We start from the raw sequence: 21293 nt of genomic DNA on the forward strand, positions 1-21293 counted from the left end.
ACCACCGACAGCCGAGCCTAAAGGCTCAGTTCCGAAAAAAATAACCTGTGCCGAACACACTGATGCCGGAACCGCGCCTTTAGGCGGGGCAAATGTTTTGGAAAAACATCCGGTTGAAAATTATCAATACGCTGCTTAGCAAAACAACAGCCGGGCCTAAAGGCTCAGTTCCGAAAGTAATATCCTAATCTTTCCTCTGTGCCCTCGGTGTACTCTGTGGTTAAACTTTTAACTTTATTTAAGCTTTATTAAGTTTTTCTGCCCATTTAAGGGCGGATTCCGACATTATTGCAGTTACAAATTCAAATGCTTCTCTGCTTTGACGGTATGGATCAGAAATTTCCTGCTGACCATTCCATTGCCCGAATAACATGGTTTTACCCCTTGCAGCAGGCGCAAGCTTAGTGACCGCATTTATATGGCCCCTTTCCATCACTAATATCAGATCATGTTCGGCAATCAGTTCTGCCGTCAGTTGCTGTGCAATATGCAGGGACAGGTCAATATTTTCTTCTGCTGCAACGGATATGGAATTTGGATCTGCAGGTCTGCCGACTAAGGCTTTAATGCCGGCTGAATTAACCTTCAGCTGTGGTAAATGTTTTTGTAATAACCGTTCGCCAATCGGTGAACGGCAGATATTACCCACACAAACCACTAAAATTTTGTTAAACATAGTCTGACCAATTCCTTACGCGCAACACGTATTTCATTAATTTATAAATGTAAATAGTATAACAATTTGATTAAATTTGCGTTCTCTTTTTAGGAGCGAGCCTTCAAGCAGGCAAAAACAATAACCAACAATAGCCGAGCCTAAAGGCACAGTTCCGGGAGTATGTGCAGGCATTGCCTTTTGGCATCCCGCGCTTTCAGCCTTCAAGCTTTCAGGCATTTTACCTGCCTAGTCATAGCACACTAGAATCAAACCAACTCTGTCACCCCTGTTGCTGTTTCGCCTTCCAAACCAAATCACCGATTTCATCTGTCGGGTTAAAACCAGCAGGTGTTGATAATAAAATTTCCCGAATGCTTTCATGATCAAACTTATGACAAGCTTTATCAAGCCGCTGCAAAATTTTTTCATACTCAGAATAGGGCAAGAATTTTTCATTCGCGGTCATAATACGCTGATGCGCTGTTTTTTCGACATTTTCACCAATCAGTAGCTCTTCAAAAAGTTTTTCACCAGGCCGCAGGCCGGTAAACTTTATCTCAATATCACCAAAGGGGTTTTGCGCTGTTTTCACCTCTAAACCGGACAGGTTGATCAGGTTTTTTGCAAGATCAACGATTTTCACCGGCTCGCCCATATCAAGCACAAAGACATCTCCCCCTTTACCCATGGCACCGGCCTGAATGACTAATTGCGCGGCCTCGGGGATCGTCATGAAATAACGAATAATATCAGGGTGGGTCACGGTGACATATTCACCTTCGGCTATTTGTCGTTTAAACAGCGGAATAACAGAGCCCGAAGAGCCCAAAACATTACCAAAACGGACCATACAAAAACGCGTATTATGCTCCTCTGCCGCTAACGATTGCAGAGTCAACTCCGCCATGCGTTTTGTGGTGCCCATCACATTAGTGGGACGAACCGCTTTATCCGTTGAAATCAGAACGAATGACTCCACTTTTGCTGCAATGGCTGCCAATGCAGTATAATAAGTGCCAAAAATATTATTACGTACCCCTTCGACCACATTGTGCTCTACCATGGGCACATGCTTGTAGGCGGCCGCATGATAAAGTGTTTGCACCGTAAAACTTTCTAATACTGTTTGTAGACGGTTTTTGCGCTGCACTGAGCCTAACAAAGGAATAATTTGCACGGCTAAAAATTTGCGTGCCACCAACTCCGATAATTCTTTATCTATTTTGTATAAGGCATACTCCGACAACTCAAATAATATCAAAATCTTCGGAGCCTGCTGCACAATCTGCCGGCAAAGTTCAGATCCGATTGAACCGCCCGCCCCAGTGACCATCACTACTTTATTTTTAATATTTGCACTAAGGAGTTCAGGCTGAGCTAACACACAATCGCGACCTAAAAGATCTTCAATCGCAACATCACGAAGCTGATCGATTGATGCTGAACCATTTATTATTTCTTCAAAAGCTGGCACACTTTTTACCTCTACACGCAACTCAGTCAAAGTGTTAATGATCGCCTTACGCTGCGACCGCTTCGCTCTTGGCATGGCTAACAAGATTTTATTGGTCTGTATTCGTGATATTAAACGTTTTAAATTTTTACTGTTATAAACGGTCAAACCACTAACAACGCTTTTGAAAAGCTTTTGGTCATCGTCAATAAAAGCAACAGGGTGAAATTTATTACCATGGCGCAGTAGATTGACCAGTTGCCTTCCTGAATCCCCCGCACCATAAATAATGACCCGCTCTTTCTGTTTGGTAAAGTACTGTGAGACAAGTACCCGCACCAATAACCTTGAACCACCACTGAGTAAGACAATATAAGCGAAATAAATAATAGGAATAGCCCGGGGCAGGAACACCTCAAAATAATAACCAAAAACAACAAGCAGCAATGCAGACACAAAACAGCTAAGCACAATGGTTAACAGGGCATGCACACTTAGATAACGTAAAATAGCACGATATAACCCGACCTTAGTAAACAACAAAAGAGTGCTTATCCATACCACAACAAGCACCTGCCAATATTCACTTGTATCAAGGAAACCAATATCATCTAAACGGGTAAAAAAAGCACTAAAAAAAGCCGCAGTAATAAAAATCGTATCAACAAAAAGACTAATAATTCGTTTATATACACGCGGCATTGAGAAGATTTTGTTAATAATGAACATAACGTCCTAGAAAATAGAAATACAGATTAACTCCTGACCATTAAAATGTCGGACCCAACCAAAAGAAACACAGTATAAATGAATCTCAGAGGATGTGAATTGTATTATATGCTTGATGTTTCATATGGCTTTTATTGATAGAGTTGATAACTATTTTTTGGCACTCGTCCTTTTAGGAGTTGCTTTGGAACTAAGCCTTTAGGCTCGGCGGTATTACTTTCACGCCCAAAGCCAAGATTCAAGTATGACCTTCGGAACTGGGCCTTCAGGCTCGGCAATGTTACTTTACCCACCCAAAGCCAGAATTCCGGCATTACCTTCGGAACTGGGCCTTTAGGCTCGGCTTGTTGCTTTACTAAAGCAGCATATTAATAATTATTAGCAGGATGTTTTTACAAAACATTGCCCCGCCTAAAGGCGCGGTTCCAAAGAGACAAGTCCTGCACACAATACCGGAAATGGGCTTTTAGGCTCGGCAGTTATTGTTTTTTCTCGGTGTGCGAAGCCTCTATGCTCTCTGTGGTGAATAAATAAGAATAAAGTTTAACCACAGAGCACTCTGCAACAAAGCACTATTTCACCCGATCACCCAAACCACTGCCCGTTGCTGTTTTAATAATATATTGGAAATACTTTTTAAGGCTAATAGTTTGAATCATTTTTTGATCGGTTTCGGCCAATCTTTTAGGCGTTGACATATCAATAGTATTCACCTGCGCAAGGCCAGTAATACCGGGCAGAACATCGTATACACCACGACTGTCACGTTCAGTAATTAACTCTTCTTGATTAAATAAGTTAGGACGCGGCCCGACAAAACTCATCTCCCCTTTCAGTACATTAATTAACTGCGGTAATTCATCAAGTTTTGATTTACGTAAAAAAGAGCCTAACTTAGTAATTGAAGCTGTACTGGCAAGATGACTGGCAACCGACTTAGTATCAACCGGCATAGTGCGGAATTTAATTAAGTTAAATGGACGCTTTTTTTTACCCACTCGCTCTTGGATAAAAACAGGTGAACCCGTATCAAAATAACCAATAATAGTAACAATAAGCAAGATAGGAAATGTCACCAGCAGGCCAAAGAAAGCCATTAAAAAATCTAGGGTTCGGATCGGAAAAGTATTCATATTATTTGAGACTTGTGCAGAGGGATCAAGAAAAGCATCCGCTGTTTTTTTCAAACATTCAACAGTGCTGTAGGGTGGCTTCCAGTTTAACAGCTCTTTGGTTTTGGAGATATCAACCTGAAGCGAACCACACAAACGTTGTGCTACTGCAGGTTTTCCAATTAACTTAGCTGCGAACGTCAACCAGGAACTCGGAATAGGTAACATTCTATTGGGAACATCCAATGCAGTCGCCATACGGACAAGCAGTTTAGAGGTCGATATATCATCGTCATCGGAGACTAAAAAAGTCTGATTTGCAGCTTTTGGATGATCAATACAGGTAATAATTAAATCAACCAAATTATCGAGTGACACTAAACTGCGCCGATTTTCTGTAATACCGCCTAAAGGCAGTGGAATGCCTTTATTAACCCATTTAATCATGGCTGCAAAATTAGCTTTTACACCCGGACCATAAACTAATGGAGGACGAATAATAACGATCTCCATGCCGGTATTCTCCGCTATTTTGCGTAAACCCACTTCCGCCTCATATTTGCTCAGGCCATAGGGATCAGTCGGGATAAAGTCAGTATCAGGCTTAAAAGGTGCACCCGGTTCAGTAGATTCACCATTAACTTTAATAGAGCTGATAAAAATAAAACGTTTAACCCCGGCATCCGCAGCCTGCTGCGCAAGGTTGAGTGTGCCGTGAGTATTTACTTCACGAAATGCTTTTAATGGGCTGGCTGAATTGTCATCCATAATATGCACACGGGCGGCACAGTGAATAACAATGTCACATTTATAAATGGCTAAATTAAACTGAGAAGCTGAATCAAAACCCTTGATGTAAATATAATCAGGATTATTTTTGTTATCTTTGTTGCGGCCAAGTTGAATTAATTCAACAGGCTCATTTGCAAGTTTAGTTAATAACGCCTTACCAAGAAAACCGGTAGATCCTGTTAATACTATTTTCATCTTTTAGTCTCTAAAGTGCTTTTAAATAGGAATCTCAACAGGCTCGAAAAATACCATCTAAAATGTTTAGAAAATAGCTTTCTATTTTGGTATCCACCTTCATGAATCGCTTTAACGTTTTTTAAATAAACAACATACTGGTTATAAAACTTATTTGCTCTATAGCAAAGATCTACATCTTCAAAGTACATAAAGTAGCTTTCATCAAAACCATTTAATTTTTCATATAACTCTGCCTGAAAGACTAAAAATGAAGCCGCAGCCCAATCAACTAATGAGCCATCTGCTAAGTTGGCTTTATCGTAAGCTTCAGTAAACGATTTTCTTTTTAGGATATTAAAAAATGAAAGAAAAGTAGGGAATCTTCTTAATGAATGCTCCATTTTAGAAAACTTATCGTCAAAATAAAGATTAATAGCAAAAAGCTGACTTGAAGAATTACTGAGAGAATCAGACAGTTTTTGAATCATTGCTGCAGATATATCAAGGTCAGGGTTAAATAAAACAAACCAATCCGTGTTGTTCATTCCCAAATTAGAAGCAACTTTAAAGTTGATGTTATTGTTAGCCCCAAAACCTAGCACCACACCAGAAGCACTATATACGAAGTGATTAGAGAGACAATACTCTTTAAGTTTCTGGCTTGATAGGTTATCTCTAATAATGACGGTGACATTCTCAAGTGCATTTATTTCTTTTAAATTAGAATTGTTAATAATATCGTCATCATTACCATGAGAAACAATCGATATGTAAATATGTGTCATGCCCTTAAACCTTAATAAACTATGCTAAAATTGTTCTCTGTCAGTTAGTTATTGTCACCATTGTTATCTCTTAAATCAAAATCTGCTATAAAAACACAACAAACACTGTAATTTCAATATTTACAAAGAGTTAGGTGTAGATAAAAAGCTCGCAGCAATGTTCTGGAACAGAGCCACTAAATTAGGTGAACGCTCAAAAAATGTTAGTGGTAGTTCAAATATTGTATTGGCTATTACTGTTGTTAGATGGTGGCAACGATTATACTAGTAAATCGTCCTTGATTTAGGGAACAATGATTATTCGAAACACATTTGAACAGATAAATCCATTTCGCCATTCACATTCAAAAAGAGCCTCAATACATTGCTTTTCTGTACCAGAACTTTCATATAATTGGAGTAAACTATAACCATGTTGGTCACTTAATTAATGTATTTGATTGCACTATTACAATTCGCCTGTACTAAATCTTTTTATTTATAAACGTTATAAATAAAATTTAATATTTGCCCAGCAAAATTATCAAGTATATAGATAACAAATCGAGCTTAGAGGTGTAAGAAAACTTGTGAGCTTTAATAATTTTCAATCTTAACGCGAACGAGTTTTGTGAATTCAAAATTTTTTTTATTTCATTAACATACTCAGATGTAACTCCATGACTACTCTTAACTAAATCACGCATCATACGGGATCTAACGTCGTTATTCTTAGTTAAGTGTGTAACAAACCTTTTAGCTTTATACGCAACGCTATCCGTACCTCCGACGACATTTAATGCATGCTGTCTATACTTAATAGATGGGAGCTCATCATAAATTACACTTCCCTTTATATACGCAACTAATAAGAACCACCAATCATGCATTGGAATGTCTTCGTTGTAATAATCATTGAGTAGTTCATGTCTTAATTTGTTATTGATCGCACATGTGCAACCTGTACAAAAATTTTTAAAGATAGCATTGTAAAAAGATGCAGTAGGTTTAGGACTAGCACTGCCCAACGAATCAAGCTTATCATCAACTAAATCATACGAACTACAATACAAAGCAGCATCAGAATGATTTTTTAACCGTGCCACTGCATTAGTAATTTTATTCTCATACCAATAATCATCCTGATCACAAAAGAAATAGTACTCATAATGATCGACAATTTTGAGAAGGCTATAAAAACTCCCAACAACGCCAACGTTCTTACCTTTAATAATCTTAACATTATGATATTTATCACATAAATCAGTTAATTTATCAATATCATTGTTATTTGAAGAACCATCATCTCGAATATATACATCACAACTTACACCAACTTGTTCATTTAAAGAAGTAAGTTGTTCTTCAATGTAGTTCCCACCATTATAATAAGACAATAATACTGCTACATTATTTTTCATAAACACCCTAATTTACAGAAGAATGAAGCATAGAGGGCATTAACAAAATAAAATCATAAGTTTGAAATAATAAGCCCTAAATTGCAACAAGTAAGCTCTACCTAATGAATCCCATAAAAGCATAATCATATACATCAAGAAAAATATTTTTCAAAGAGGATATCTTAAAATACAGAAAAAATTGCGATAGCTTAGGAAAAGGAAGCGCTTTATCAACCCTATAAATTGAAGATTTTATTTTAATAAAATTACAATACCTCACAAGCAGATGATCATTTAAATCAAAATCTTTACTGATCAATTTTATCAGTGATAATTTTTCATTAAAAAAAACGATCCTTCTTTTAGAAGAAGAAGGCTTCATAAAGTCAATTAGCCGAGTATAATAACCTTTGTTTTTAATACCAATTACATTAGCATTGTGTTGCCTGTAATATATAAGCAATTGATCTACAGGGATAAGCCTACCTCTAATAACTGCATTTGTAGCAATCCAGTAATCATGAGGAATTTCCTCAGGAAAAGGAGTTAGCTCGTTTAAAAATGCTGTATTTACTAGCATTGTTGCGCCAGTTACAAAGTTACTTTTCAATACTCGCAGTAATGAATTCTGATCTGGAGAGTATTTAACAAAGTCCCATAATATGCCTATTGGCTTTAAGCTATTATCAGTTACACAAGCATTGCTAAAAGCGACAAGCCCATCACCACTGATTTGTAATTCGCCTAACATCACTTCAGCTTTATTAGGGGACCAAACATCATCTTGATCAGAAAAAAAAACATATTTCGACTCAATGTAGCTTATTAATTTTTCAAAATTTTTAATGTACCCTAGATTGCAACCTTTCTTAATAACGTGAACACTTTCATGCTGTTGGTACTTAGCGAGCACTTCTAATGTTTTATCGGTAGAACTGTCATCCCGTATAAATATATTTTCAGGCTTGATAGTTTGATTAAGAATGCTATCTATTTGTTCTTCAATAAAATTTTCACCATTAAAAGCTGCAACTATAACATCGTACTTCAAAGCCAACTCCTATTAACCTATTAACCTATTAACCTATTAACCAAACATCTTTAACATCAATATAAAAATTTCAGATATACTTCACTAAATGAAACACGACACGAATAAGTTAGCGATTTTTTAGTTATCTATGTGGTTTGAATATTTTTTAACTTTCAAAAAAAACGAATAAAGATATTGTTCCGGGTATCGTAACAAATTTGAAACTTTACGTTTATCATTGCGATTAAGGATCTTTGAATAAAAAATAAAGCGGCTTTGCCAGTAACCAAGAAAATCCAAAGAGATTATATAACGATATGACTTTATGAAATCATCTTTTAAAATAGGGCTCATAGTTGCACTATCACTTATCCCCCCCGTACTATATCTAATTACTTTTCTATTAAAAAAATGAATATCTACATTATTTGCAAGTGCTTTAACGTAAAATGGGAAATCTTCTAATAATTTATAATGCTCTTCAAAAAGACCAAGCTTCTCAAATGCCTGCTTGTGATAATAGGTTGATGATCCAGATATAATATTACCTTTCAATACAATTCTATTTAGTAAAGAAGTTCTAGCTTGAAAAAAAAGTCTATCTTTTATTAATGGAAGATCATTTAATTCTTTATCGTCTTTGACCGGAACCCTAATACCTGTAAGAATTAATGCTTGGCTTTTTTCGAATTCATCAATAATATTACTCACAACATATTCATCATAAAATTCATCATCAGCTGAAAGTGGAATAATGATCTCGCCAACGGATTCCAATATAGCTCGATTAAATGATTTGACGGTACCTAAATTTTGAGGGTTTACAATTAACCTGTATTTAAATGGGCAGTCCTCTAATTTAGATTTAACATTTTCGATATTTAAATTTGATGAGGCATCATCAACTACCAAATATTCCACTTTATATTTAGAACTAATTATTTGTCTATTTACACTCGATATTGCCTTACCTAATAAATGTGAATTATTATAAGTTAAAGTTAATATTGAAATTTTTTTTATTTTATTCATAATAATTATTCCAATAACGTCCTTTCATGCATATTAAACTCATAATTATGATTCGTCGCTTTACAGTGATTGGATTATTACTTTAAAGAAGCGGTTCAACATTTTTTAATTTAGCTAATGGAAAAACACCTAAAATTTGATACCTATTATGATAATAAAGATAATATAAACCTTATTTTATCGCCTCATGCAAAAGTAATATCTGATATATCCTCGATTCTACAAAGAGATTACTTGGATCTAAGTGACCAGAATTATTGTTCCATTGCAATTTAGATATAACCGTTAACTAGCCTGATAACTGTATCAACCTCATCAGGCGTTAGTACAGGGCTAATCGGAATACTTAACACTTGTTCATGTATTTTCTCTGAAATGGGAAAAGATACATTTTTCCATTCGTCATAAGCATCTTGCTGGTGAGGTGGTATTGGGTAATGGATTAATGACTGTACGCCATTTTCTGTTAGATAATTTGCTAACTTCTCACGTTGCTTTGTTTTAATGACAAACAGGTGCCACACATGTGCAGTTACATTTTCAACGATAGGCAACTCAATGAGAGGGTTATTAATCCCCTGTAAATACGCCTTTGCAACCGTTTGTCTTGCTACAATTTCATCATCTAAATAACGTAACTTAACACGTAACATTGCGGCCTGAATTTCATCTAAGCGACTATTCATCCCCTTGTAAAGATTCTTATACTTTTCATGTGAACCATAGTTACGTAGTGCTGAAATCGTATTGGCTAATTCACTATCATTAGTTGTGACAGCTCCGCCATCACCTAATGCGCCTAGGTTTTTACCCGGGTAAAAGCTAAAACCAGCGGCATCAGCTAAACTCCCTACTTTTTTAGCTTTGTGCTCTTTATTACTATATAAAGCTCCATGAGCTTGTGCACAGTCTTCAATCACTTTTAAATCATGCATCTTAGCAATGGTATTAATTTCATCCATTGCCGTAACTTGACCATATAGGTGAACGGTTAAAATCGCCTTGGTCTTTTTGGTAATGGCTTGTTCGATTAGCTTTGGATCTAAGTTAAAACTGTCAATATCCGGCTCAACTAAAACTGGCATCAAGCCATTTTCAGAAATAGCTAAAATTGAAGCAATATACGTATTCGAAGGCACTATCACTTCATCCCCTGCTTGCATAATACCTAATTCAATATAAGCACGGAGAATAAGCACTAACGCATCTAAACCATTTGCCACACCTAAGCAATATTCAGTTTCACAATAAGTGGCGAACTCTTTTTCAAATTCAGCAACTTCATTACCCAATACATACCAACCAGAATCAATAACACGTGAGCAAGCTTCTTTTAATTCAGTCTTGTATTGCGCATTAATTATTTTTAAATCTAGAAATGGGATCATTTTATTTCTCTTTCGGCATATATAATTCGGCAGTACCGGTAATAACTTTCTTATTTTTGACAAAACATGTTGTGTCAAAGAAAACCCGTCTTTTTTCAAGATCTATATCGATTACTGTTATGGTTGCCTGAACAGTATCGTCTAAATAAACTGGACGCTTAAATTGAAGATTTTGGGCCGCATAGACACAGCCCTCACCAGGTAACTTAGTTCCAAAAAGTGCAGAAAAAAAACTAGAACTCAATAAGCCATGTGCGATTCTTTTTTTATACCTAGAGTTTTCTGCATACTCTTTATCCATATGAACAGGATTTTTATCGCCAGATATCCCTGCAAAGTTTTTCACATCTGCATCAGTAATTGTCTGGGAATATGATTCGCTCATTCCTATCTTTATTTCTTCAATTTGTAGGGTACTCATTTTAATACTCCTCTCTACACCAACTATCAACTACCGACTCTGGGTAGCCTCGATGAAAGTGTTTTCTCCATGGATATGCCGGTTTTCTCGTACCATCTTTTAATTTCAGTTTCGAAGTGGGTCCTACTTTCTTAGCTGGAGAGCCTGAATATATTGTATCTTTGGTTGTCTTCCCTGATATTGAAGAATGAGCCCCAATTAAACATCCTTCAGATATTACTGCTCCAGGTAAAATAACCGACATCGTAGCAATGACCACAAAATCTTCAACAACAACGCCTTGCATTACTTCACTTGGAGGGTGCGGATCGTTTGTTAATACAACATAAGGAAAAATCCATACAAAGTTACCAATTTTTGAATGCTGACCTATATGCACATTACTGTGTGTCCTGACATAGTCACCTATAGTACAATGCCCTTGGATATCTGATAAAGTACCGATCTGAAAATTATCCCCTGCGATTGTCTTTTCACGAACGGTTACTCGATGGCCTGTAACTAAATTTCGTCCAAAAGTTGAGCCTTCGTAAAAAATACTATGTGAACGAATCAGTGAGTTTTTACCAATCACTAAGTGCTCACTTTGGGATAAATCATTTGCAACTCCTAACTCACAATATCCCTCAATAACTGTATCGTCTTCAATAGTTACATTGTCATATATTGTTGTAAATTGGCCTATAGAAACGTTATTTCCGATGATTGCTTTTTCTGAAACAATTGCATATTCACTGATTGGCATTCTTCAACTCCATAAATTCTTTATATTTTTTTAATATATACCTGATAAATTATGAATCATGATTAGCCAACTTTGTAAACTCTTGATAATCACGAATATAATCAGCTTCATCATAAAAAGAGTCAGCAAGTACTAACAAAACACAATCTTCTGAAAAATCGTACATTTCTCGCCACACAAAGGATTCTATATATAAACCTTGCTCAGGATTATCTAATAATAATTCTATTTTTTCTTTTCCATCATCTAGCATAAATCGGCATGATCCTTTCAAAACAACAGCCAATTGTTTCAACTTTTTATGCGCGTGAAAGCCGCGTCTGACTTTGTCTTTTGTATTGAACAGATAATAAATACGTTTAATGGTAAACGGGATATTTTTATTATCTTCTAAGGCAACTAACGAACCACGATCATCACCATGGCTTTGAAATTTAATAAGCTTAATGTCCATTATTTTTTCCTCTCTGACTTAATCTAATAAATACTTGCCATAATAGCCCTGATAAAGGATTTAAAATAAACTTAATCTACTGTACTTACGAGCAACAATGAATAAAGACTCGCTCTTCACACTAGAGGTTTTGATAGCTTATTTTGTTCGATTTTTTCATATATTTCTCGACACCCTCATTTTACTCGGTATTTTAGAGTCAAAGTTTTAAGTTTTAAGTTTTTTATCCAGCAAGCTTTCTAAGCCTGGGATATTTACTAGTGCATCCCCATGCACAGAGTTTGAATTATCATTTGGTATTGTAAGAAAATGAATTAATTCCACATTCGAAACATCTGCTAAAGGTTGAAATACATAATAATTGGTGCTTTGTGCAGAGGGGTATAGCGATATAGCCTTGCTATTACTCTTCATAAATAATAAATTAGTAAAGGCGGCACCAGAAGCGCCAATAATAATATCTGCTTGTGAAAATAAATTGTATTGCTCTTCAAAGTCAAGAGAGCCAGGATCAACAAAATCAAAACCGTATTTATACAATAACCGTTCAACTTCGAGTATATTTGTTATTTTTCTAAGACGATTATTTTCTCTTTGTAAATAAATTTTTCTATTTGTTAAGTCCGTCTTGTTTTTTGTAGCCTGAGTTATTTTGCTCTTAACTTTTTTTAAGGACTCGACCGATACAAAAAACTCTTTTTTAGGGTTTGGTAAGTATCTAGTATTATCAAGAGATATCCATAAAGGAGTACAATAAATTAAGCTTTGACAGAAAACTAACTCACCTTTTTTTACCTTAACTATATTATATTCGATCGAATTTATTCCAGCTAAGAGCTTATCAATTATACTAATGCTTTGAGAGGGTATATTTTCATCAATGAGGATCGTTATATTATGTTCTTCTTCATTAAGGCATGTCATTATTTCGATTAACTTAGGCATAACCTCTGTAATCCAGTGATAATAATTAATTGAATGCTCTTTCAGTAGGCTAACTACAACACCTTTAGCAATAGTATCTTTGCCATAAGCCTTTACTTGATAATCATAACTATTACAATTACTTATGGTGAATATATCCGGTTGTTTTAGATCGTGTATAGCCCCCATAAAACTTAACTCTTGATGGTACATCTTATCATCAGAAATGATCGCATCTGTCGCACCTAGCACACTAACATTTTCCAAATAAATGACTTTAGTATCTGGCAACTTCCCCTCAATAGATGATCGTTTACACTCTTGCTTATCAACATACAAGATAGGTGAATTTACTTTTTCATATCTGTCTATCTTATGAATGAGAAACTTACAATTTGCGCCTAATAACTCAGGCTCAGCAACCAATTTAACTTTTTTAACTTTCAACTTATAAGTCATGAGTTGAAGTAAGTAAATTTTATTTGAAGTTATAGTGTCTCGTAAAAATTCTGGCAATAGCGGATAAATAGATTTTAATAACTGTCTAACTAACTTTTTCATAAGAAATCTTACCTGGTGTATAGAATTTCATTGGGAACTTTAATTTATCCCATACAACTTTAAATGTTTTACAATTCTCTAAAATAGATTCTAGCAAAAGAGCTACACTGCAAACATATATTCAACTTAATTACAGTGCTAGACTTATGCTTTAAAAAATAGACTCGATATAAAACATCATTAATTTAAAAAACATTTACCACACTTAACCCCACCAATTATAAATCAAGTTAAGCCCACTGAACATTTCTTCTATTACCTTTATATGTTTTGGACAAAGTGAATCTCTATAGTCACTAGTACATTTCACAATATCTTGACCATAATTTTTTGAAAAAGTAGAATCATTTTCATCGAATTCAAATGCATTTCTTTCAAAGGCTTTACGACTCAGTTTGTAACCTAAATATTTTTCCAGATTAACAAACACATCAAGATCGCCTTCAACAATATCCTCATATCCCACGATATGAATCATGCCGTCCTTGTAAGCTCTAGACTCATGTATGACATAAAAGTAATTATATATATCGCTTGCGACTTGCAATAAAGTTTCATCCGAGCAGTACCCATTTGCACCAAATAAGCCACTATTTTTTTTTGCAAAAACTTTTAGCATTGAAGCAATGATTGCCCTCGGGTCTCTTACAATATAAATTATTTTACTCTTGTGAAAAAAAGTTGAAACAAGATCCACATATAGAGATAATTCAGGATCTTTTAGGACTAAGGCGTCATAATTAACATTTCTAAATTGGCTTAAAACAACTTCAAGCATATTATCCACATGCTTTTTATACACACCTAACAAGGTTTCTTGATCCTTTGCATAAATACTGAATCGTTCTTTATCGGAGTAATTCACAATATCATGATAATGCTTTACTATTTGGGTTATGTAGGTGCATTCAGGTATATTTGGCACACATTTCTCATTACCAGTAACCAAACCAGATAATAAAGTTGTACCACTTCTTGGAGCGCCTATTATTAAAATATTTCCTTTCATTTCATCTACCGTTTAATTATTACTTATTCATTAATTATCAGTGTGTTAGGATGTTTTCTAGTTCATTTTTTGTCGCCAATGTAATGTCTTAAATTACAGTGCATTGTAAAAATAAAAAATCACTGTAATCTCAATCTTTACAAAGTGCGAATGTGACAAAAAAGCTAGCAACCATTAACTGGAACAGAGCCGTATTTTACTGCATTTTACCTATAGTTTGGAAATTGTTAGTTTAGGAAAAAGATCTACTTTGGACCACAGAGTGCTATTTGGCCTTTTAGCTATTTTAAAACTATATGAGTCCGGTACCACATCTATATATTCTATATTTATATCAGGGATTATTGGGCTTGTTATCATTGTATTGAGTGAATAGACATTGTGTTGCAAAGGCAAATTTAAAACATATTCAACTATTAAACAGTCACCTGGTTTGACAGCATACAGTTTAGTTCCTGCTTGTAGAAAGTTACATGTTACTATATTTATCTTTTTATCATCAAGTAAATGAAAATTCACAGATATTTTTTTATTAACATAACTTTTGATATGTATCTTAACTCTAACTTGCTGATTAAATTCAGCTTCCTCTACAAGGGAGTCATTGATATCTAAAACTTCAACGTACGTAATCTTAGCTTCACCAGTACCATGCCTGAATAGAGAAACTTTTTTATCAAATTCTATAGCTAATTCGTCCATCTTATTTTGTGTAGTTGCATTAACTAATTCAACTGCAGCTGCAGGCTCAACTCCTGTAAATTGATTGTCTGCATTATGCTGCATGCGCATATCAGCCATATATAATTCAGCAACATGTCCGGCGTCTCCTACCGCATGAACGCTTCCCTTTTTTATATATACACCTCTTTCACACAAGCTCTTAACGCTGCTGATATCATGACTTACGAAAAGAATAGTTGTTCCATTGTCCTGAATACGCTTCATCGCGGTCATACACTTGGCCTGAAAATTCATATCTCCAACGGCCAGAGCCTCATCCACAATCAGTATATCTGGGTCAATACTAATAGCGATAGCAAATGCTAATCGTGCAAACATACCAGATGAGTAACCCCGGACTGGTTGGTTGATGTGGTCTCCTATGTCAGCAAAAGCGATGATGCGTTCCAATTTTTTATCGACCGCTTCTTCAGAGACCCCCATCAATGAACTATTGACATAGATATTTTCGATTCCGGTGAGTTCACTGTTGAAACCTGTACCTAGTTCAAGTATCGATGAAATTATTCCATTGACTTGAATGGAACCTGAAGTTGGAGTTAAAACACCAGTGATAATTTTAAGAAGCGTCGATTTTCCAGCTCCATTTTGTCCAATTATTCCGACTGTTTCCCCCTTTTTCACTTCAAAGGTTACATCTTTGAGGGCGTAAAAATCTTTGTGATATATTTTCCTAAAAGGGTGAAGAGCTTCTTTAAATCTATCCTTTGGATCATTATACATTGGATACGTTTTCGTTATATTATTACAGCTTATAGCAATGTCATTCATTATTTTACAGCCTTCTACAACACATCAGCAAAGTGTGGTTTTAATTTTTTAAAACAAATAATACCTATTAGTAAAATAAATACGGTTACAAGCCAGTAATAAGAGGTCCATGAAGCATCCTCCCAAAACCAAATATCAGTAGTTACTGAGTTTCTGTAGCCTTCTGTTATATAGAATACAGGGTTTAACTTAAACAGCCATTGGTACTGTTCTGGTATCATCCCCACCTGCCAGAATATAGGTGTTCCCCAAAAGCCCAATTGAATAACCACTGCAACCACTTGCCCAATATCACGGAAAAAAACCACGATAGAGGAGGTGATCCATGAAATTCCGAGTAGTAAAACCAATGAGCAGAAAAGAAAATAGGGAATTTGTAGCCAATTCAGTGTGGGATAATAACCATACGCAATCGCGATAGAAAGAAGGATACCAATAAAGAATAAATGAATAATTAAGGCTGAAATTATTTTTACGATTGGCAGCAAGCTAACTTTAAATACAATTTTCTTGACAACATCAGCCTGATCGATAATTGAATTAGTCGCATTTGATAACGTTTCTGAAAAGAAAAACCATGGAATCATTGCCGAAACTAACCACAGAGTAAATGGCACTCCATCTGGTGTTGGCTGAGCTTTAAAGCCAACTTGAAAAACAAACCACATTACCAGAAGAGTAACAAGTGGTTGAATGAAAGCCCATACACCTCCAAGTAATGATCCTAAATAACGATTCTGTAAATCACGTTTAGTCATTGTTCTTAATAGTTCACGACTGCTATAAATGTCACGAACAAATATAAATGGTAATTTGTACATCTAGTTACTTTCCTTAGATTAATCTTTTCACAATGACTTAATGCAGGTGTACATTTTTATGATACCAATCATTTTGCCACATTGATTTACGACGGGTTGAGGTATAAATTTTTTATTCTATATCCGTCAATATGTTTATTTCCATGTCACACATCGATTTACTTTTGGTTCCACTTTTTTAGAAAAACTCACTTTAAATAAAAAAGTTAACTAAAAAAGAGATAAAGCAGACCTATTGACGATAACTATAGAGCTGACAAGCGGATAACAAGGTACTATTTATGAACATCATTTAACTAAATTATATTGAAATTTCATTTTTCTGATACGTAATTAACTCAAGGATAACGATATTTTCATACCAGACATTAATTACTCAGTAACTGAGGTATTAGCAAGTTACGGTGAAATAACACTACTAAAAATATGTTTCTATTAAATTAATAAGCCTAGTGTTAGAAGCTAGCTAAAAGATCAATCATTATTTCTTTTACTTATAGGTAAGCAATTTCAGAAAACTTTCTACCATTAGCATCTTTATCCGAAAGTATCGGATCCAATTCAATTGGCCAATTTATATTTATAGAATTATCATTCCAAAGCAAAGCGTGTTCAGAATTTGGGTTATAATAATCAGTACATTTATATACAAACTCAGCTTCATCACTGGTAACCAAAAAACCATGCGCAAAACCTGCTGGCACCCACATTTGCTTTTTATTTTCTGCAGAGAGGTATTCTCCCACCCATTGTCCAAACGTAGATGAGCCCTTACGTATGTCTACCGCAACATCAAACACTTCACCTGAGATAACGCGTACAAGTTTGCCTTGGATGTTTTCAGTTTGATAATGAATACCACGTAAAATGCCTTTCTTCGATTTAGAATGATTATCTTGCACGAATAAAGTTGGTTTACCTGTGACCTTTTCTTCAAATGATTTTTGATTCCATGTTTCCATAAAAAAACCACGTTCATCACCAAAGACGGCTGGCTCAATGATTTTCACATCAGGGATTTTTGTTTCAATAATTTTCATAATAAACTCAATCTGTTATATATTTATATACGCTTTAATATTCTGCAGCGCAGCCTTCCAATCACTCGCATCAATCCCAAACTTGTCTTTGATTAATGCTGTTGATAATGCTGAATTAGCTGGCCGCTTAGCTGGCGTAGGATAATCTGCCGTTGTAATTGAGTTAACAATCGGTGACTTATTCAGCGCACCTTGTTCAACTGCTTCATCAAAAACAGCTTGAGCAAACTGGCACCAGCTAACATGTGGGAAGCCAGAAAAATGATAAATACCAAACTTATCCTCTCCACCATTAAAGATAACTTTCGCAATAGCGACTAATGCCGATGCAATATCCCCTGCATAGGTTGGCCCGCCAAATTGATCACCCACAATACCTAAGGTATCGTGGGTTTTGGCTAGACGGAGCATGGTTTTGACAAAGTTATTACCACGCTCACCAAATACCCATGCCGTTCGCAGAATAATATGCCGGGGACACGCCTCAATAACGGCTTTCTCACCGGCTAATTTACTTTCACCGTATATTCCCTGTGGTGAGGTTAGATCGGCCTCAGTATACATCCCCTCTTTATCGCCAGAAAACACATAATCCGTGGAAATATGTAAAATAGCCGCATTTACACTTTGTGCAGCTTCTGCTAAATACTTTGCACCATCACGATTAATAGCGTAAGCAAGATCAACCTCATCTTCGGCTCGGTCAACTGCGGTGTATGCGGCAGCATTAATGATGATGGTTGGTTTAAACTCATTCACTGCTGCTTGGACAGCAGATTGATCAGTGATGTCTAAGCCTTTTGAATCTAACGCTAAGACTTGCGCATTCGAATGACTTTTTAACTGTTCCGTTAGGCAATGACCAACCTGTCCTTTACTTCCGGTTATTAATACGCGCATATCTTTATGCCTTCGCTTTTGATTCTTCAATTAAACGTTTTAGGTATTGCCCATATTCGTTTTTCATCATAGGGTTAGCAAGTGCAAGAACCTGTTCATCACTTAACCAATTATTACGCCACGATATCTCTTCAAGGCAAGCGACCTTTAATCCTTGAACATTTTCAATTGTCTGCACAAAAGATGAAGCTTCATGCAAGCTTTCATGAGTTCCAGTATCAAGCCAGGCAAAACCGCGTCCTAGCAATTCAACATTCAAAGAATTATCATCAAGATACATTTGATTAATGCTGGTGATTTCTAATTCACCTCGGTGAGAAGGTTTTACTTTTTTAGCAAAATCAACGACTCGTTCATCATAAAAATATAACCCGGTGACCGCATAGTTAGATTTTGGGTTAGCGGGCTTTTCTTCAATCGAAAGGGCTTTCATATTCTTATCAAAATCAATGACACCAAAACGTTCAGGGTCTTTTACCTGATAACCAAAGACTGTTGCACCTTTTGTTCGACTGGCTGAATTTTTTAAAGTCTGACTAAAGGACTGTCCATAGAAAACATTATCTCCCAGCACCAAACAACAACTGTCACCATCAATAAACTCTTCACCAATAATAAACGCTTGAGCTAACCCATCTGGACTTGGCTGAATCGCATATTCAAAATTAACACCGATATCGTTACCATCACCCAATAATCGTTTAAAACTGTCAATATCTTCTGGAGTAGTAATAATCAAAATATCTTTGATACCCGCTAACATTAATGTTGAGATTGGATAATAGACCATTGGTTTGTCATATACTGGTAATAGTTGCTTTGAAACACCCCGAGTAATAGGGTATAAACGCGTTCCCGACCCTCCAGCTAAGATAATGCCTTTCATTTATTCTCCTCACTTGTACTTGCGGTGCCTAGACGCTCAAAACTATATGAACCATCCAATACACGAGTCCACCATTCTTTATTGTTTAAATACCATTCAACAGTACTGCTCATACCGCTTTCAAATGTCTCAGTCGGAGTCCAGTTAAGCTCATTTGCAATTTTTGTTGCATCAATGGCATAACGCACGTCATGACCGGGCCGATCTTTAACATAAGTAATAAGATCTTGATAAGACTCAACACCTTTAGGCTTATTCGGGACTAACTCTTCTAATAAGCTGCAGATAGTTTTAACCACTTCAATATTGGCTTTCTCGTTATGTCCGCCGATATTATAGGTTTCACCAACAAGTCCTTCAGTAACGACTTTATATAAAGCGCGAGCATGGTCTTCTACATATAACCAATCACGAATCTGCATTCCATTGCCATATACAGGCAAGGGTTTGCCCTCTAACGCATTAAGAATGACTAAGGGAATAAGCTTTTCAGGAAAATGATAAGGACCGTAATTATTTGAGCAATTGGTAATTAACGTGGGTAACCCGTAAGTACGCTGCCATGCGCGAACTAAATGATCGCTTGATGCTTTTGAAGCTGAATAAGGAGAACTTGGCGCATAGGATGTTGTTTCTGTAAAGAGATCTTCCGGGCCTTCTAAATCACCGTAAACTTCATCCGTTGAAATATGATGAAAACGAAATGCTGATTTGCGGGTTTCGTCCAATTGATTCCAATATTGCCGCGTGGCTTCTAATAACTGATAAGTACCAACAATGTTGGTTTCAATAAATTCAGCAGGACCATCAATCGAGCGGTCAACATGAGATTCTGCCGCTAAATGCATAACCGCATCAGGTTGATATTGTTCAAATATACGATCTAACTCTGCCCGGTCACAAATATCAACTTGCTCAAATGAATAACGTTCACTCGCTTCGATTTCAGATAGGGATTCTAAGTTGCCTGCATAGGTCAATTTATCAACATTGATAACACTATCTTTTGTGTTGTTAATGATATTGCGGATAACCGCTGAGCCAATAAAACCAGCCCCTCCTGTCACTAAAATTTTCATTTTATCTTCTTTTTAATAATTGTGAGTTTAATTATTCTGTATAGCTAACTTCAAAACTGTTCTTAGTTATCAAAAACTACAAGTAAGGTAACATTAACCCATCTTCTAAACGTGAATTAAATGCAAGAAGTGACTAAAAGTAGCAATTTAAAGCACGCTACCGCCCCTAGGTTCAGCGCTCCTAAAGGCAAGTGATTTATTAAAATCTATCTATTTTGTTTGGGTTGCTGCCTTTAATTCCAAGGTGGAAAACGGCTTTATTATTTAAAGATGTGGTTAGCGAGCGCGGCACATTATAAATGAATGAGTTAAAAATGCGATCTTTTATATAAAAGAAGGGAATAGTCACGACAAGAAGATTTCCGATGAAAGGCTCGAAGGTCGAAGGCTCGAAAGC

Annotated in this window: 19 protein-coding genes and 1 pseudogene; all 20 read right to left on the bottom strand. The window is 35.9% G+C overall.

Going from position 1 to position 21293, the window contains the following annotated elements; genetic code table 11:
• Positions 1 to 238: 238 nt before the first annotated feature.
• Complete coding sequence (locus CXF72_RS14890; RefSeq protein WP_101040074.1) at positions 239 to 676, bottom strand: arsenate reductase/protein-tyrosine-phosphatase family protein; 438 nt, start codon at positions 674 to 676, stop codon at positions 239 to 241.
• Positions 677 to 938: 262 nt separating this feature from the next.
• Positions 939 to 2840, bottom strand: a complete 1902-nt coding sequence (locus CXF72_RS14900) for a polysaccharide biosynthesis protein (protein ID WP_101040078.1) — start codon at positions 2838 to 2840, stop codon at positions 939 to 941.
• Positions 2841 to 3412: 572 nt separating this feature from the next.
• On the bottom strand, positions 3413 to 3973 hold the full coding sequence (locus CXF72_RS19910) for a sugar transferase (RefSeq protein WP_232784999.1): 561 nt from the start codon (positions 3971 to 3973) through the stop codon (positions 3413 to 3415).
• Between the two features lie 57 nt (positions 3974 to 4030).
• Positions 4031 to 4939: pseudogene (locus tag CXF72_RS19915) on the bottom strand (UDP-glucose 4-epimerase family protein); the annotation flags it as partial.
• On the bottom strand, positions 4936 to 5706 hold the full coding sequence (locus tag CXF72_RS14910) for a glycosyltransferase family 2 protein (RefSeq protein WP_101040082.1): 771 nt from the start codon (positions 5704 to 5706) through the stop codon (positions 4936 to 4938). The gene CXF72_RS14910 and the pseudogene CXF72_RS19915, both read right to left, overlap by 4 nt.
• Before the next feature lie 500 nt (positions 5707 to 6206).
• Positions 6207 to 7106, bottom strand: coding sequence for a glycosyltransferase (locus CXF72_RS14915; protein WP_101040084.1), 900 nt, complete (start codon positions 7104 to 7106; stop codon positions 6207 to 6209).
• A gap of 97 nt (positions 7107 to 7203) precedes the next feature.
• Positions 7204 to 8139 (bottom strand): glycosyltransferase family 2 protein, encoded by a 936-nt coding sequence (locus CXF72_RS14920; RefSeq protein WP_157823268.1) that lies wholly within the window; start codon positions 8137 to 8139, stop codon positions 7204 to 7206.
• Between the two features lie 120 nt (positions 8140 to 8259).
• A complete protein-coding gene (locus CXF72_RS14925) occupies positions 8260 to 9153 on the bottom strand; it encodes a glycosyltransferase (RefSeq protein WP_101040088.1) in 894 nt (297 codons plus the stop codon).
• 272 nt (positions 9154 to 9425) lie between these two features.
• A complete protein-coding gene (locus CXF72_RS14930; protein WP_101040089.1) occupies positions 9426 to 10541 on the bottom strand; it encodes a DegT/DnrJ/EryC1/StrS family aminotransferase in 1116 nt (371 codons plus the stop codon).
• Position 10542: 1 nt separating this feature from the next.
• Positions 10543 to 10962: a MaoC family dehydratase gene (locus CXF72_RS14935; RefSeq protein WP_101040092.1), complete on the bottom strand. Its 420-nt coding sequence runs from the start codon at positions 10960 to 10962 to the stop codon at positions 10543 to 10545.
• Position 10963: 1 nt separating this feature from the next.
• Positions 10964 to 11707: an acyltransferase gene (locus CXF72_RS14940; RefSeq protein ID WP_101040094.1), complete on the bottom strand. Its 744-nt coding sequence runs from the start codon at positions 11705 to 11707 to the stop codon at positions 10964 to 10966.
• Positions 11708 to 11756: 49 nt separating this feature from the next.
• Positions 11757 to 12161 carry a sugar 3,4-ketoisomerase gene (locus CXF72_RS14945; RefSeq protein ID WP_101040096.1) on the bottom strand — a complete coding sequence of 135 codons (405 nt, stop codon included), beginning with the start codon at positions 12159 to 12161 and terminating at the stop codon, positions 11757 to 11759.
• Positions 12162 to 12368: 207 nt separating this feature from the next.
• Positions 12369 to 13646, bottom strand: coding sequence for a glycosyltransferase family 61 protein (locus CXF72_RS14950; RefSeq protein ID WP_101040098.1), 1278 nt, complete (start codon positions 13644 to 13646; stop codon positions 12369 to 12371).
• 205 nt (positions 13647 to 13851) lie between these two features.
• Complete coding sequence (locus CXF72_RS14955; RefSeq protein WP_101040100.1) at positions 13852 to 14655, bottom strand: sulfotransferase family protein; 804 nt, start codon at positions 14653 to 14655, stop codon at positions 13852 to 13854.
• 210 nt (positions 14656 to 14865) lie between these two features.
• The gene (locus CXF72_RS14960; protein WP_198552620.1) at positions 14866 to 16170 is read right to left on the bottom strand and encodes an ABC transporter ATP-binding protein; all 1305 of its coding nucleotides are present in this window, start codon (positions 16168 to 16170) and stop codon (positions 14866 to 14868) included.
• A 14-nt stretch (positions 16171 to 16184) separates the two neighbouring features.
• The gene (locus tag CXF72_RS14965) at positions 16185 to 16991 is read right to left on the bottom strand and encodes an ABC transporter permease (protein ID WP_101040104.1); all 807 of its coding nucleotides are present in this window, start codon (positions 16989 to 16991) and stop codon (positions 16185 to 16187) included.
• Between the two features lie 494 nt (positions 16992 to 17485).
• Positions 17486 to 18031: a dTDP-4-dehydrorhamnose 3,5-epimerase gene (gene rfbC, locus CXF72_RS14970; protein WP_101040106.1), complete on the bottom strand. Its 546-nt coding sequence runs from the start codon at positions 18029 to 18031 to the stop codon at positions 17486 to 17488.
• 15 nt (positions 18032 to 18046) lie between these two features.
• On the bottom strand, positions 18047 to 18931 hold the full coding sequence (gene rfbD, locus CXF72_RS14975) for a dTDP-4-dehydrorhamnose reductase (protein WP_101040108.1): 885 nt from the start codon (positions 18929 to 18931) through the stop codon (positions 18047 to 18049).
• A 4-nt stretch (positions 18932 to 18935) separates the two neighbouring features.
• Complete coding sequence (gene rfbA, locus CXF72_RS14980; protein ID WP_101040110.1) at positions 18936 to 19817, bottom strand: glucose-1-phosphate thymidylyltransferase RfbA; 882 nt, start codon at positions 19815 to 19817, stop codon at positions 18936 to 18938.
• On the bottom strand, positions 19814 to 20896 hold the full coding sequence (gene rfbB, locus CXF72_RS14985) for a dTDP-glucose 4,6-dehydratase (RefSeq protein WP_101040112.1): 1083 nt from the start codon (positions 20894 to 20896) through the stop codon (positions 19814 to 19816). Before rfbB ends, rfbA begins: the two co-directional genes overlap by 4 nt.
• Between the last annotated feature and the right edge of the window lie 397 nt (positions 20897 to 21293).

Origin of the sequence: Psychromonas sp. MB-3u-54, assembly GCF_002836415.1 — a bacterium.
GTDB lineage: Bacteria > Pseudomonadota > Gammaproteobacteria > Enterobacterales > Psychromonadaceae > Psychromonas.